The 14,184-nt window shown below is 55.1% G+C and carries 12 protein-coding genes; 7 read left to right on the forward strand and 5 right to left on the reverse strand.

Annotated features, from left to right (window positions below):
• Positions 1 to 5: 5 nt before the first annotated feature.
• Both ACR0IM_RS05235 and ACR0IM_RS05240 read right to left on the reverse strand, forming a co-directional pair.
• Entirely contained in the window at positions 6 to 329 is a 324-nt protein-coding gene (locus tag ACR0IM_RS05235) for a hypothetical protein (RefSeq protein ID WP_480681050.1), read from the reverse strand.
• 81 nt (positions 330 to 410) lie between these two features.
• Positions 411 to 2,252: a hypothetical protein gene (locus ACR0IM_RS05240; protein WP_480681052.1), complete on the reverse strand. Its 1,842-nt coding sequence runs from the start codon at positions 2,250 to 2,252 to the stop codon at positions 411 to 413.
• A gap of 738 nt (positions 2,253 to 2,990) precedes the next feature.
• Here ACR0IM_RS05240 and ACR0IM_RS05245 point away from each other — a divergent pair.
• Positions 2,991 to 3,329, forward strand: a complete 339-nt coding sequence (locus tag ACR0IM_RS05245; protein ID WP_480589512.1) for a hypothetical protein — start codon at positions 2,991 to 2,993, stop codon at positions 3,327 to 3,329.
• Between the two features lie 162 nt (positions 3,330 to 3,491).
• On the opposite strand, the gene ACR0IM_RS05250 is transcribed toward ACR0IM_RS05245, so the two are convergent.
• The 3 genes from ACR0IM_RS05250 to ACR0IM_RS05260 form a co-directional block, all read right to left on the reverse strand.
• Positions 3,492 to 4,904: a radical SAM/SPASM domain-containing protein gene (locus ACR0IM_RS05250; RefSeq protein WP_480681053.1), complete on the reverse strand. Its 1,413-nt coding sequence runs from the start codon at positions 4,902 to 4,904 to the stop codon at positions 3,492 to 3,494.
• Between the two features lie 1,086 nt (positions 4,905 to 5,990).
• The gene (locus ACR0IM_RS05255; protein ID WP_480681055.1) at positions 5,991 to 6,173 is read right to left on the reverse strand and encodes a transglutaminase-like domain-containing protein; all 183 of its coding nucleotides are present in this window, start codon (positions 6,171 to 6,173) and stop codon (positions 5,991 to 5,993) included.
• 162 nt (positions 6,174 to 6,335) lie between these two features.
• Complete coding sequence (locus tag ACR0IM_RS05260) at positions 6,336 to 6,902, reverse strand: cupin domain-containing protein (protein ID WP_480589508.1); 567 nt, start codon at positions 6,900 to 6,902, stop codon at positions 6,336 to 6,338.
• 144 nt (positions 6,903 to 7,046) lie between these two features.
• Between ACR0IM_RS05260 and aptA the strand changes: the two genes are divergently transcribed.
• The 6 genes from aptA to ACR0IM_RS05290 all read left to right on the forward strand — a co-directional run bounded on the left by aptA (position 7,047) and on the right by ACR0IM_RS05290 (position 14,108).
• On the forward strand, positions 7,047 to 8,369 hold the full coding sequence (gene aptA, locus ACR0IM_RS05265) for an omega-aminotransferase AptA (RefSeq protein WP_480681056.1): 1,323 nt from the start codon (positions 7,047 to 7,049) through the stop codon (positions 8,367 to 8,369).
• A gap of 34 nt (positions 8,370 to 8,403) precedes the next feature.
• The gene (locus tag ACR0IM_RS05270) at positions 8,404 to 9,915 is read left to right on the forward strand and encodes a CoA-acylating methylmalonate-semialdehyde dehydrogenase (RefSeq protein ID WP_480681057.1); all 1,512 of its coding nucleotides are present in this window, start codon (positions 8,404 to 8,406) and stop codon (positions 9,913 to 9,915) included.
• 25 nt (positions 9,916 to 9,940) lie between these two features.
• The gene (ald, locus tag ACR0IM_RS05275; protein WP_480681058.1) at positions 9,941 to 11,050 is read left to right on the forward strand and encodes an alanine dehydrogenase; all 1,110 of its coding nucleotides are present in this window, start codon (positions 9,941 to 9,943) and stop codon (positions 11,048 to 11,050) included.
• A 72-nt stretch (positions 11,051 to 11,122) separates the two neighbouring features.
• Entirely contained in the window at positions 11,123 to 12,133 is a 1,011-nt protein-coding gene (dctP, locus tag ACR0IM_RS05280; protein ID WP_480681059.1) for a TRAP transporter substrate-binding protein DctP, read from the forward strand.
• Between the two features lie 71 nt (positions 12,134 to 12,204).
• Positions 12,205 to 12,819: a TRAP transporter small permease gene (locus ACR0IM_RS05285; RefSeq protein WP_480681060.1), complete on the forward strand. Its 615-nt coding sequence runs from the start codon at positions 12,205 to 12,207 to the stop codon at positions 12,817 to 12,819.
• Positions 12,816 to 14,108 (forward strand): TRAP transporter large permease, encoded by a 1,293-nt coding sequence (locus ACR0IM_RS05290; RefSeq protein ID WP_480589502.1) that lies wholly within the window; start codon positions 12,816 to 12,818, stop codon positions 14,106 to 14,108. Before ACR0IM_RS05285 ends, ACR0IM_RS05290 begins: the two co-directional genes overlap by 4 nt.
• Positions 14,109 to 14,184 lie beyond the last annotated feature (76 nt).

A 14,184-nucleotide genomic window follows, 5' to 3' on the forward strand; every position in this document is an offset into this window, starting at 1 on the left:
GGGGCCTAGTGCTGCAGCGAACTTGCGCGCGCGGTTGTCCCAGTCGGGGCGTCAAACGGATTGTCCGGCACATTGGCGGGATAGCCGAAATCCAAACTGCCGGCGGACGCGGCGCCATAAAAATCGCGCAATTCCCGCGATAGCTCATCATCGCCCGTCAGCAACTCCGGGTTCCTCTCAAGATAGGATCGCAGCGCCCTCGTGTCGTTGGTTGACAACAGCTGATCGATAGCGATCAGGTGCTCAAGCGTGATCTCAGCACGCGCACCCCCTGTCGTCGCTAAAATAAGTAGCGCAGTTACAATGCCGACGAGTCTGCTATCAGTCATTTAAAAGAACCTTATCAATACTTGTTAACTACACTCACCATCTGTTTCAGTCTTTCGCACTCATGAACAAGAATAGCGATTTTAGTTCGATGTTGCCCGAAGTTTTTTCAGAACCTGGCTTCTGAGCTGGTTGATCGGGTTGTTTGCCGTAGCGCTTTGACTGCTTCGTTTGGTTGTTCGCTTGATCGGAGAACTGCTATAGCCGTTCCCGGCCAGATATAACTCCACCACTCCGCTGGTAGTTTTGGTTTTCGAATTGGTGAAGTCGCGCAATAACGCGCCGGCATCTTCTGCTAGGGCCGCGGCTTTGGCGGCATCCTGCCTGTGATAGAATCGAACGTTGGACTGGGACACCTTGTACCCAACGCGCGCCGTCCCATTCAACTCATGACCTGTCGTTGTTAGATCGGTAATAACCGAATCTACTGCATCCTGCGGCAGTTTGTTGGGTGCATACAGTCTGAACGCCGCGCCCGTTGCGCCGGAGCTCGCTTCTGGTGCCTCGACATCAGCGCCAGGCAGCGCCGCAAGTTGCACTGAACCCGAGGGCTCAGCTCGCGGCGTCTGAATGGGTGTTTGCAGCGCCTCCGGGCCAACTCCGGGTTCTTCAATCTGCGCCGTTGGGTCCAATGCCACGGTCGTCAATGCGTTTTCAATCGGATCGACCGATATGGGCAAATCCGGCTGGATGGCCCAAATCTGTTCCGACAGAGACCCAGGCTCTGCCGCGGGCGGCAGAAGCGCAGGTTGTCTGAACAAGACGGGCTGAATCGCAAGTTCAGGCGATCGCACCGGTGGAGTAAACGCATCTGCTGCTATTTCCATGGGATCAACAAATCCTTCTGCAGCTACAGCAGCCAGCGCGACCACCGGGTTAAAAATCTCAGGTACGTTTTCATAGGGCAGGAAACTTGGGTTCGCCTCTCGTGTTGGCAGATAACCGGGTCCACTCACGGGCAAAAACGGCTGCTCAAGCGCGGGAACATACGCCAGAACGCTTGGAGCGACATATGGTGTTTTCAGTTCGGGAGGCTCTGCCGCCTCGGTCAAACCCGAAACAGGGGGTGTCAGCAATGCAATACTGTTCAGATCCTCTCCCTCTGCCAAACTGCTATCGGGCGAAGCCGATCGGGCCGAAGTGTTGACCACATCGGTTGAAATGACGATTTCACTTTGCGCGGACGTCGACAAATCAGGCTGCAACGGAGCGACGCCCTCATCTTGCAACGGAGCGACGCCCTCATCTTGCAACGGAGAGCTAATCTCGACACCCGCAGCTTCTGATCCAGTTGCCACTCGTGGGTCTGGTCCAGAAAGAACCCAAAACACCGAAGAAGAGGCAACCGCACCAATGGCGCAGCCGAGGGCGATTAAACCCAATCTAACCTTTCGGCGCGCGCGTTGTTGAATTTCCAGTTTTTGAAGGATCTTCTTGGATAGGCGAAAGTCAATCTCTTCATTGGAAAGCCTTAAACTCAGTCCTGCATCTGTCTGATCGGCGTCGGCCGAGCTGTTATCGCCTCTCCGGGATTTGAAAGTTCCTCCGGCTTTTTCAACAGATTTGGTCTTACGGTCACCATTAGGCACACCGGACTCAAGTTCTTCCGACTCACCCCTGCGCCCGGCAAACGCCGCATTTCTTTTCTTTCTGGCTTCTTCAAGCTGAGTTGACCACGCTTTCTGCCCGACCGGAGATGGCTCACCTGTGGTTGATTGAGCATCGTTACGTTGACCCGGTTTGGGGGCTTGCGTCTCCTTGCTTTTCTGACCGCGCGCCGAAATGTTCTTCTCTCGCTCTATCCGAGCTTTTTCAAGTACCTTCTGCCATTCAGGGGATTGAACGAAGTCATAGTTACCCGGCGCCTGAGCAGCGCGTTTCTTGGCAACTTCTGGTCGAGTCTTTTGGCCGCTCGCCTTCGTCATGAATTACCCCCGACTGGCCGGCGAAATAAGCTCTAAGCTGTTGTAGCCTGGCAATCCCGAGCACAGGCCGGCGCGTCAAAAATACTAAAAAATATAGTGTAGAGTATAAAAAACTGACCGCTCGCTGACAAGTCAACCGGTTCCGCCAAACAGAATGTGAACACCCCCAGTCAAGGTCAGGATTGCTGAGCTTACCCCGCCAGACCCCAATTTCAGCGTAGTTTTTTAGTCTCACGACAATTTCAAGCTTGGCTAAGGTAAAGGGTAAGAGCCACATGAACGCTGTTGCGCCGTTCCTGGAGTTGTTTGGGTAACCAATTTTCAAAACACTTGGGTATGAATGGACCCAATTCGGAACGAACTGGTTGCACTTACTCTATTCGTCACTCCGATTCCGTTCATGCCAAAGTGGTCGTGGTGGATAGGATGCTGTGGAACGCGTGCAGCTTTTGCCCCGAGTCTTTGCCTGACGGCTCGGTCAGACGGCAAAAGACCAAGGACGTTTGCATTTTTTCACTGGATGAAACGTCACTATGTGGATGAGCGGGACAAGACTGTCTGGATCCGGTTCACGGGCGGTGAACCCACAATGCATTTCCGCAACATCGTTCTGTTGCGCAGGCGTCAGCAATTGATTTCAAAGTCAGTCTGATCAGCAATGCGTCGCGGACATCCCGGTTTTCGGAAAAGATAGGCGAATGTCTGAACGGCTTAATCCTAACCTATCACGCCGAGTTCGTGGAGCTGACCCACTTCATCCGCTTAGCGAAAATGATGGTGGTCCATATCAACGTCACGATGCACCCGGACCGCTTTGACCAAACCCTTGAAGACGCCCGGGTGCTGCGCGCGGCGCTGCCGACGGCGTCGATCTCGTTAAAGCCGTTGCGGCAGGAACTCGGTGCAAAGATATACGACTACGCGGATGACCAGATGCGGGTACTTTCGGAAGGACTGCCCTCGAAATACGCTCCGTTTGACGAAAAGCCGCACTCTCTGATGCGCGCGACCATACGGTCCGGGCAGTGCAAGACGTTGCCCCCAAATGAGTTCCTTCTCAGGGGCATGAACCGCTGACGCGTTTACAGCTGCAGTGTCGGGCTGGACCCCCTTCGGGTCAGAGGGAATGGCGATATCTACCGAGGTGTCTGCGGTGTGCAAAGGACTCCTGTTCATTTCTGGCCGACGTCCTGATCCGAAAAGAGTATTGAACCGGCGTCCCCTAAACGAGACAACCGATCAAATGGAGTTCAGGCTGCCCAGGTCGACACCGCTCCAGGCCATGCGCGGGTCGGCCAGCACCTCAAGTAGGTCTTCATGTTCAGGATGGTCGGATGAACACACATCCTGGGTTTTAAATTCCTGCGGTGTGACATGCCCCCAATTGCGCAGCCTCAGGAAGTAGACACCATCAGCGTTCATTTCATGGGCAAGATCGACGAAGGCAGGCATTTCTCTGTAATTTGCGGTCTGCACGACAAAGTCCAAACGCAACGTATCAATATCACCACGCGCGTTCAGGTCACCGAGGAAGCGCAGGTTCCTTCTCAGTATCGAGAAATTGCCTCCACGGCGCAGCACGCTGTACGTGTCGGCCTGCGCCGCGTCGATGGACACCCAGACAGACGAGACCTTGTCCCATAGCGCTAGATCGTTCCATGCCCTTTCATTGGCCAGCAACCCGTTGGTGTGCAGTTGAATGCGCCGCCCGGGCGGGCCTGACTGAGAAAGCCGCCCCAGGAGGTGGCGAAAGTGCCTGCTGCCAAATGGATCACCCGACCCGGTGACCTTGATTTTCGTGGCCTTGCTGACCAGCGGCAGAAGGTGGTCTTCAAAGACATGATTCAAACGTTCCGTGTCTTTGTGTGGCAGGTTGATCAACTGCGTTCGGCAACTGGGACAAGAGATGTTGCAGGACCGGTCATGAGACAGGATGACCCGATCGGGACCTTGCTCCAGCTCCAGTTTCAAGTTTTGCGTTTCCGGGGTGCGGGCCTGGAGCCTGCGACCGGCAATCTGTGGACAATGCCACCGGCTGCAATGGGAAAAATCACCGTCACGGACGGATCGCCTGATTTCACGTGCCCTGTCGGAATTCCAGAATCCGCCCTCGTCCGCCGTTTCTAGGCGACCGATCGGAACCGGTTGCCATGCCGAACAGCAAAAATGCACTTCACCGTTAGTCCGCGTTTCCATTTCTCGAAAAGGCGCCGGGCAGGTGCGCGTCCGAAGCCAGCGGTCGGTTTCGGTTTCCAGATCCGTCGACGTCTCGCGGGCAGCATCAATGAGCCGCTGCGCCATTAGGTCATGGTGATCGCGGCTTACGACCTCGCGCCCAAGTGTTTCGGTTGCCTGCCATTTCCCCTTCTGAAGCTCGAGCCACCCGGCGACCAACAGAGTCAAAATCTCGTGCTCTGTCGCGTTGTTCAATACCTGTGCGACAAACCGATTCAACAAACTCTGATCGTTGTTTTTCTTTATGGTTTCTGCACATTCGATCACCAGGTCTTTTGCATGAGCACCGGGCCCATCAAGAAGTCTACGCCGCCTGAGATAGGTCGCGTTTTTCTCACAAAGCGACTCGATGATTTCTGCACAGTCGACATCGCCTGTGTCGTAAAGCAATTTGGTGTTGTTGCGCGTTATAGGCATTGCGGCTGATATAGTGACAGACCGCGACATCAAATCAAGTATGCGCTTGGACGACAAAAATATCGGCAAGGAAATGAAAAAAGTGAACCGGGACTCTGGGCTAGGTATGCATCAAAAACACAGCCCAAACAGCCTCTGCCGTCACGGCGCCCACGTGGTCTAAGGTATTTCATTAACAACCGGTCAGAACCCGACCTCATCCGAGCAGACCGCAACTAACCTGCTGCGCGCACTGTCCAAACAATTCATGCTCAGGCGGTGCACCACCAGCCCCTCTTATTGCAGAGTGTCCCATGCCCCCAACCATCATATGGGGGAACCGACATTCCGACGCCAAGGCAATACTGGCTAGACCCGGTTTTCCGGCCGGAAAGACGAATGACCTCGGGACGGCCTCTAAGTACGTGAAGGCGATTGATTATTCCTGGGCGCGAGCTTCACAAACCCTTTGTTCACCTCATGACGAGCCCTTCCAAAAAAAGACGATCACGAACCAAAAGGATATCCTATCGGCTTACTTCGCCAGCGAAGCTTATTTTCGAAGGTTCAACAATGCAGTTGTCAACGCGACGGCCCGCCTTTGATTTGGTCACCCAAAACACAAGTGGCGTGAAATGTGCCGACAGCCTGCTGATCAGTTCGAGCGAGCTGTTCAACTACACCGTTCAAGGTTTCCGCCACCAACAGTGCGAATTGAAACATGGTCGGTGCTTCAAGGACCGATGGCGAGCGTTCTTCCGGTACCTCCCTTCGTTCTCCCATCAAGTTAATCGTGGCCTGAGTTGTTGTCAGAGTACCGGCCGCCAACAAGATTATGGCCCGGTCACCTTCTACCGTTCAGTTAAACACTCTGTTGAAGGTAGAAATGTTGTCGACACCCGCATTCGTCCCTGTGTGTCGGACATAAAAACCAGCCCGCAGTTCAACCGCACACCCAATGCGTAGGTCATAGAAGACTCCGTTGCTGCTGTACGACCTTCTATTGTACCGTCAATTGCTCGCCCGTTGCCCGAATTCTGCTTCCTACAACCGGGCAGCCTGCGCATAGTCCAGACCAGTTGCGACAGCAACATACCAATCATCAGGTCAAATTCCGTTCGAAACGTCGAAACCGGCCCAGCCCACCCCATCCTGGTGTACCTCTGCCCAGGCATAAACCGCATCCTGCGTCTCGGCTTCGCTCATCATCAGGTAGCCCGGGGCATAGCGCGTTGGCAGGGCAATCTTGCGAGCATATGTGATGAAGATATAGGCGTGATCCTGGCACATGCCGCTGCCCGCCTAAATGGTATCTTCCGCGCTCCGGTCTGGGCGCGAGCTTCTGACCACAGTATCGTAAATGTGGAATTTACTACTTCATTCTGAAATGTTCATCAGTTGTGCCTGTTCTGAGATTAAGAAACATCCTTGGAATAGGGAGCTTGTGATCCATCAGAACGACGAAGGAGTGCACGCGCTAATAACTTTGCAAGGCGTGTCTCCTGCATTTCGAAACCTGTGCGGCAGTATACTCGAGAAATAGTATGCGTCTCCGGGGCCCAGCACCCTGGACTGCCCATCTACGGTCACTTCAAGGCGACCTTCTATCACAACCGCGCATTCCTCTCCTTCGTGCGACAGTTCAGCCCGACCCGAGTCAGCACCGACATCGTACTCCTCTATCAGCATCTGCAACTTCCGATTTCGGCGTTCACCCGCAACAAGAAGATACGAAACACCTGTTGATCCAAGATCGCGCATGCTGCTGTGGGGAAAATAAAAGCTGTCCTCGTTCTTGAGTTCGAAGCTGAAAAAGAACCCCAGATTGACATCAACGCCCGCGAGGATCTTCTTGAGTAGTGCCACGGAAGGCTGAGTTGACCCGCTTTCGATCTGGGAAATCGTCCCGCTACCTACTCCTGCGCGCTTGGCCATCTCGCGCTGGCTGAGGCCCTTTGAAGTTCGAATCAATCGTAGCCGCCGGGCTGTTTCCAGATCAGATGTCGAAGAGTCAGCCATCGTGATTTCCTGCTTTTGATCGAAAGCACTTTAGGAGGGGCGGGTCTGTTTTTCAATGACTTACAGAAACCCACAAAGCCGGGTGTGCGGAACGCCGTAACTCTGCAAGGATTTGGCACCAAATGAAAATCTGCTTCACGAGGAATGGACGTGCTCGATCAACCCAACACAATGTCATCATTTTGGATGCCGTTTTCGGCCAATCGTGATTTCCTTCGCGAGCCCCGCATGATTCAGTCAGCCGAGGGGATGTATTACACCAGTTCTGATGGTCGCAAGGTCATGGACGGGACGGCCGGACTGTGGTGCGTTAACGCAGGTCACCGTGATCCGCTGATCGTTGAAGCGGTGCAGAAGCAGGTGCACGAGCTGGATTACGCACCGAATTTCCAGTTCTCCCACCCTCAGGCGTTTGAGTTGTCGGCAAAACTGACAGCGATGATGCCTGAGGGATTGAACCACGCCTTCTTCACCAACTCCGGCTCCGAGTCCGTTGATACGGCGCTCAAGATCGCGCTGCACTACCACCGGATGCGCGGCGATGGCGCGCGCACGCGTTTGATAGGGCGTGAGCGGGGTTACCACGGCACTGGTTTCGGCGGCATATCGGTTGGTGGCATCGTCAAGAACCGCATGCACTTCGGAACGCTTCTGACTGGAGTTGACCATCTGCGTCATACGCATGACCTGGAGAAAAATGCCTTCTCACGCGGCTGCCCGGAACATGGCGCTGAGTTGGCGGATGACCTGGAAAGATTGGTCGCGCTTCACGATGCCTCAACCATTGCAGCGGTGATCGTTGAACCGATGGCCGGGTCCACCGGTGTGCTTCTGCCGCCGAAGGGATACCTGAAGCAGCTGCGGGATATCTGTGACCGTCACGGTATCCTGTTGATCTTCGACGAAGTCATTACTGCTTTTGGTCGTTTGGGTGCAGCGACCGCATCAGAGTATTTTGATGTAAAGCCCGACATCATCACGACCGCCAAAGGCCTGACCAATGGCGTTATTCCGATGGGCGCGGTCATAGTGTCCGACAAGATCTATGACTCGGCCATGGAAAACGCCGATGCGCTAATCGAGCTGTTCCATGGCTATACCTATTCCGCCAATCCGGTTTCTTGTGCCGCAGCGCTGGCGACTCTGGAAAGCTACAAACAGAATGATTTGTTCCGACGCGCCGCCCTGCTGTCTCAGCCTTGGGAAGATCAACTTCATAGCCTCAAAGGCCTGCCGAATGTCACTGATATTCGCAATCTGGGCCTTGTCGGAGCCATCGAACTCGCGCCACGTGACGGCGCTCCGGGCGCCCGAGGCTATGATGCAATGAAGCGCGCTTGGGAAGCTGGAATCATGATCCGAGTTACAGGTGACATCATCGCCCTGTCACCGCCACTGATCATCTCTGAACCTGAAATAGCGACCCTCTGTCAAACGCTTGGAGAGGTATTGGCTGACCTGCCATGACCTCTGACCACTAACCCCAAAAAGGACTGACATCATGAAAGATGCATCCCCGATCGCTTTGATCGGCCACTACATTAATGGCCAAATCACTGTTCCTTCCGGCGAAAACACTCAGCCGGTGTTCAACCCCGCAACCGGTGCTCAAACCGGTGAAGTCTCACTGGCGAGTGTCCAAACGGTGGACGATGCAGTGGCCGCCGCCAAAGCGGCATTCCCAAAATGGTCGAACACACCACCGATCCGCCGCGCCCGCCTGATGAACAACTTCCTGGCCCTGGTGCGCGAACATAAGGACGAATTGGCACGCGCCATCACGGTCGAGCACGGCAAGGTGTTCACCGACGCTCAGGGCGAGGTTGAGCGCGGTATTGATATCATCGAGTTTGCCTGCGGCATTCCGCAACTCCTCAAGGGCGATTACACAGAGCAAGTATCCACCGGCATGGACAACTGGACCACGCGTCAGGCGTTGGGTGTTGTCGCCGGGATTACTCCCTTCAACTTCCCGGTCATGGTGCCGATGTGGATGTTCCCGATCGCCGTCGCCGCAGGCAATACGTTCATCTTGAAGCCGTCACCAACCGATCCGTCCGCATCCCTGTTTTATGCGGACCTGATGCAGAAGGCTGGTTTCCCCGACGGTGTGTTCAACGTCGTTCACGGTGACAAGGTCGCCGTTGATGCTTTGCTGAAAAATGACGACGTCAAGGCTGTGTCCTTCGTTGGTTCGACGCCGATCGCCAACTACATCTACGAGGTCGGTGCGCGTCACGGCAAGCGCGTTCAGGCGCTGGGTGGCGCAAAGAACCACATGCTGGTGATGCCGGACGCTGACATGAACAAAGCCGCCGACGCACTGATCGGCGCGGCCTATGGCTCGGCCGGCGAGCGCTGCATGGCGATCTCGGTTGCCCTGCTGGTTGGCGATGCCGCCGACAAGTTGATGCCGGTCCTGAAAGAACGCGCCGAAACCTTGAAGGTCAAAAACGGTCTTGAGCTAGACGCCGAGATGGGCCCGATTGTCACCGCCGCCGCGCGGGATCGGATTAAAGGGTACATAGACTCTGGCGTCGAAGAAGGTGCGGATCTGCTGGTCGATGGCCGCGACTATACCGTCGAAGGGCACGAGGATGGCTATTTCCTTGGTGGCACCCTGTTCGACAACGTCACCCCCGATATGAAGATCTACAAGGAAGAGATCTTCGGCCCGGTTCTGTCCTGCGTCCGCGTCTCGAGTTTCGCGGAAGGCCTGCAACTGATCAACGACCACGAGTTTGGCAACGGCGTGTCACTGTTCACCCGTGACGGCAATGTAGCGCGTGAGTTCGGTAAGCAGGTTCAGGTCGGCATGGTCGGCGTCAATGTTCCGATCCCGGTTCCGATGGCCTGGCATGGTTTTGGCGGCTGGAAGAAGAGCCTGTTCGGCGACATGCACGCATATGGCGAAGAAGGCGTTCGTTTCTACACCAAGCAGAAATCCATCATGCAGCGTTGGCCCGAAAGCATCTCGGAAGGTGCTGAGTTCGTCATGCCGACGGCGAAATGAACATCCGATCCAAGGAGTGAAACACATGTTCATTGGTGTTCCCAAGGAAATCAAGAACCACGAGTATCGCGTCGGCTTGACCCCCGAGAGTGTCGCGGAACTGGTCTCGCACGGCCACAACGTCGTCGTAGAAACCAACGCCGGTGTTGGCATTGGCGCGAACGACGACGCCTATCGCGCCGCTGGTGCCGAGATTGCGGAAACTGCTGCCGACATCTTTGCCAATGCTGAGATGATCGTGAAGGTAAAGGAACCTCAGGCGGTAGAGCGCGCCATGCTGCGTGAAGGTCAGGTTTTATATACCTACCTGCATCTGGCACCCGACCCGGAGCAGACCAAGGATCTGGTCAATTCGGGCGCGGTCTGCATTGCTTATGAAACCGTCACGGACGACAATGGCGGGCTGCCATTGCTGAAACCGATGAGCCAGGTTGCCGGTCGCATGTCGATCCAGGCCGGTGCAAGTGCTTTGGAAAAGGCAAAGGGCGGTCTGGGTGTCTTGCTGGGTGGGGTGCCCGGCGTGAAGCCCGGCAAGGTCGTGGTTATCGGGGGTGGTGTCGTTGGCTTCAACGCGGCCCAGATGGCCGTCGGCCTGCACGCGGACGTCACCATTCTGGACCGCAACCCTGCGGTTCTGGAAAAGCTGGAGAACCATTTCGAGGCGTCGGCCAAAGTTGTCTATTCGACCAAGGCTGCACTGGAAGAAGAGGTCACCAACGCAGATCTGGTTGTGGGTGCGGTTCTGATCCCGGGTGCTGCTGCACCCAAGCTGGTCACACGTGAGTTGATTTCGAAAATGAAACCCGGTGCGGTCGTCGTGGACGTGGCGATCGACCAGGGCGGCTGCTTTGAAACGTCCAAAGCCACCACTCATGCCGAGCCCACCTATGTTGTCGACGATGTTGTTCACTATTGTGTCGCCAACATGCCGGGCGCAGTCGCCCGAACGTCAACCTACGCACTGAACAACGTAACGCTCCCGCACGCTCTGGCCATCGCCAACAATGGCTGGAAGCAGGCGCTTGCAGACAATCGTCACCTGATGAATGGCCTGAACGTGGCCCACGGAAAGGTGACGTACAAGGCTGTGGCCGATGACCTTGGATACGAGTTCATCGCCCCGGAACTTTGCTGACATCAGCAAATCAACGCCCGCTCCAGCACGCCGCTGGGCGGGCGTTACTCGTCAACCAGGAGGAGATAACCGATGAGTTTTAGTAAGTTTACCACAGGTATGGCAGCAGGAGCACTGAGCGCCCTAATGTCGACTGCTGCATTCGCGGAAGACATGACTCTGCGTTTTGCCGGCGTATTCCCGATCGATCATCAGGGCACGAAGATGATGGAACAGGTCGCAGCGGATGTTGCAGCTGCGAATGTCGGCCTGAAGGTCGAGGTATTCCCGGCAAACCAGTTGGGTTCCGGTGAGGCGCTGTTCGAAGATGTTGCCCGCGGCAATATCGACCTGGCATCGGCGTTCATCTATGCCGATACCGATCCACGCCTTGAATTCCTGTCCATGCCGTTCCTGCTTGGGGGATGGGATGACATGGAGAGCACCCTGCTCAACATGGATTCCGAGTTTAACACCATCCTGCAAGAGATCACCGACGAATACGGCGTCCGCGTGATGGCGCAGAACCCTGAAGGTTTCATTGGGATTGTCTCGTCGCAGGAACCCGATAATTGGAACAGTTTTGACGACAAGGGCATGAACATACGTGTCTGGTCGTCCAGCGTTGTAAAGTCGATGGTTGAAGAGCTGGGTTACCAAGCGACAACCATGGCATGGGGCGACATCTTCCCCGCACTTCAGGCCGGTATCGTCGATGGGGCGATCTGCTGCACCAAGACCGCGACTTACTCGATCTTCGCCAAGTCGGATGTTGGCACCCATTTTGTCGAATACAACTCGATCTCAGAGCTGACTACATTCTACGCGTCGCAGCGGACACTCGACAAACTGAACGACGAACAGCGTGCCGCGCTGCAAGCTGCGATGACCAAAGCCTCGGAAGACTTCTTTGCATACAACCGTGAGAATGACGAAGTCTTCGGTCAGAAATTGCTCGACAAAGGCTACACCATCCTGCGCCTGAGCGACGAAGAACAGGCTGCGATGGCCGCTCATGTTCAGGAAACGGTCTGGCCCGCGATGGCACAAAACGTCGGTCAGGACATCATCGACCGCCTGCTGGCAGCTAAAGAACAGCAATAAACATAAAGAAAAGGGCCAGCAAATCAGTTGGCCCTTTTTTGGTCTTTAGCTCAACAAAGGGAGGGAGAAAGATGTCTAGTACAGAAGCTGAACGTCCATTGGTCGTCGAAAGCGCAGAAAAGAAAAGCTCTCAAAAAATCACTGACGAGCTGCCGGTCGTAATTGGGTATCCATTGAAAGCAGTGGCGTTCGTCATGAGACAGATCGTTATGTTTTCCGGTTTCCTGATGGCATTCACGTTTGGGGCCGTTGTTGTCATCCGGTATGGATTTGGTGGCGATCTTTTTGCCTATGAAGAATGGCTTCTGGGCATCAGCATCATCGGCTTTTTTGCAGGCGCAGTGCTGGCCTCTGCCCGCAACCTGCATATCAACGCGGACATTCTGGGCATTGTGATCCAAAACCCTCGGTTGATCTGGTGGCGCGGCTTTGTCGTCCTGACCGTCGAGATCCTGGTGATCCTGTTTCTCATGTATGCGTGTTACGTTTCGCTGCTTGATGACTTCTCATTCCCGCGATTGCGCGCAACCCCGGTGCTGCGCATTCCGTTTGTGACATGGCGGATCGCAATCATGATTGCCTTTGGCTTCATGGCAACGTTCACGGCTGCATACTTGTACGTGCATATCCGTAAGGGGCTTGGCCTTCCCTTGAGATCGGAAATGCAAAAAGGAGATACCCAATGATCATCGGAGGAAGTCTTCTTATTGTCTGTTTCATGCTGCTGTTGGGCGTCAGCGTATATGTAGCATTCGGATCGGTTTTGATTTTCATCGCCATTGTCGGGGATCAATCCATCACCGGTTATTTGCCGACCGGCTCCACAGGCATCCGCTCACTGGTACTTCTGGCGATCCCGCTCTTCATGATTGCAGGTGGCATCATGGAAAAAGGTAAAATTGCCGCCCCGCTCGTCTCACTGGCTGAAATGTTCATTGGCCATATCAAAGGCGGTCTGAGCGCCGCGGGGGTATTGGCCTGTGGGGTTTTCGGCTCCATCTCTGGTAGTGCAAATGCGACGCTGACCTGTATTGGCGGCATCATGATGCCCCACCTGAAAAAGGCCAACTATCCCGGTGGGCAATCGGCTGCGCTGATCGTGGCGGCCAGTCCGTTGGGCCTGTTGATCCCGCCCAGCTCGTCGCACATCCTGTATGGCTGGGTTGCGCAACAGCACGTTCTGAAATGCTTCTTGTCCACAGTCATTCCCGCCATCATCCTGATCACGCTTCTGATTGTGGTCAATCAGTTCATGCTGCGGAAATACGACGCCATCAATCTGACGGAACGCCCCAAGCCGTTTCTGCCGACATTCGGGGTACAGGCGCGCTTGGCCGGACCAGCGCTTATGATGCCACTCATCATTCTTGGTGGGATCTACGGTGGTATCATGACACCGACCGAGGCCGCCGGTATCGCCGTGGTTTACTCGATCCCGATCGCGATTTACTTCTACCGTGGCCTGACCTGGAAAACGCTGGCTCAGACCATCCAAAACTCAGGTGTTACGATTGGCGTGGTCATGGTCATGATCTTCATGGTTCTGATCGTGTCGGACAACCTGATCTCGCAGGGCGCGCCTCAGCTGGCCAAGGATCTGGTCTATTCCGTGTCGGACAACCCGGTCGTTATACTTCTGATGATCAACGTCGTGATGATCCTAATCGGGATGCTGATGGATGACATTTCGGGTCTGCTTCTGGCGACACCGATCTTGCTGCCCATTGCGCAGAGCACTGGCATGGACCCGATCCATTTCGCGGCTGTGATTGGTGTGAACCTGGGTATGGCGAACATTACACCCCCCACAGCACCCCTGCTCTATCTTGGTGCTCAGGTTTGTGATGAGCCGGTTTCCCGCATGTTGTGGCCGACATTAATCTTCATTGTCTTTGCCTGGCTTCCAACCTTGATGCTGACAACCTTCGTACCAGAGTTGGCTCTCTTCTTGCCGGACCTGCTGCTCAGTAGGTAGCCGCGGGAAAACCAACAAACGCAAGACAACCAAAAAAGCGCGCACCCCGTTCTTACGGTTGGGGTGTGTGAGAGCT

Source organism: Ruegeria sp. BF6 (assembly GCF_056538665.1).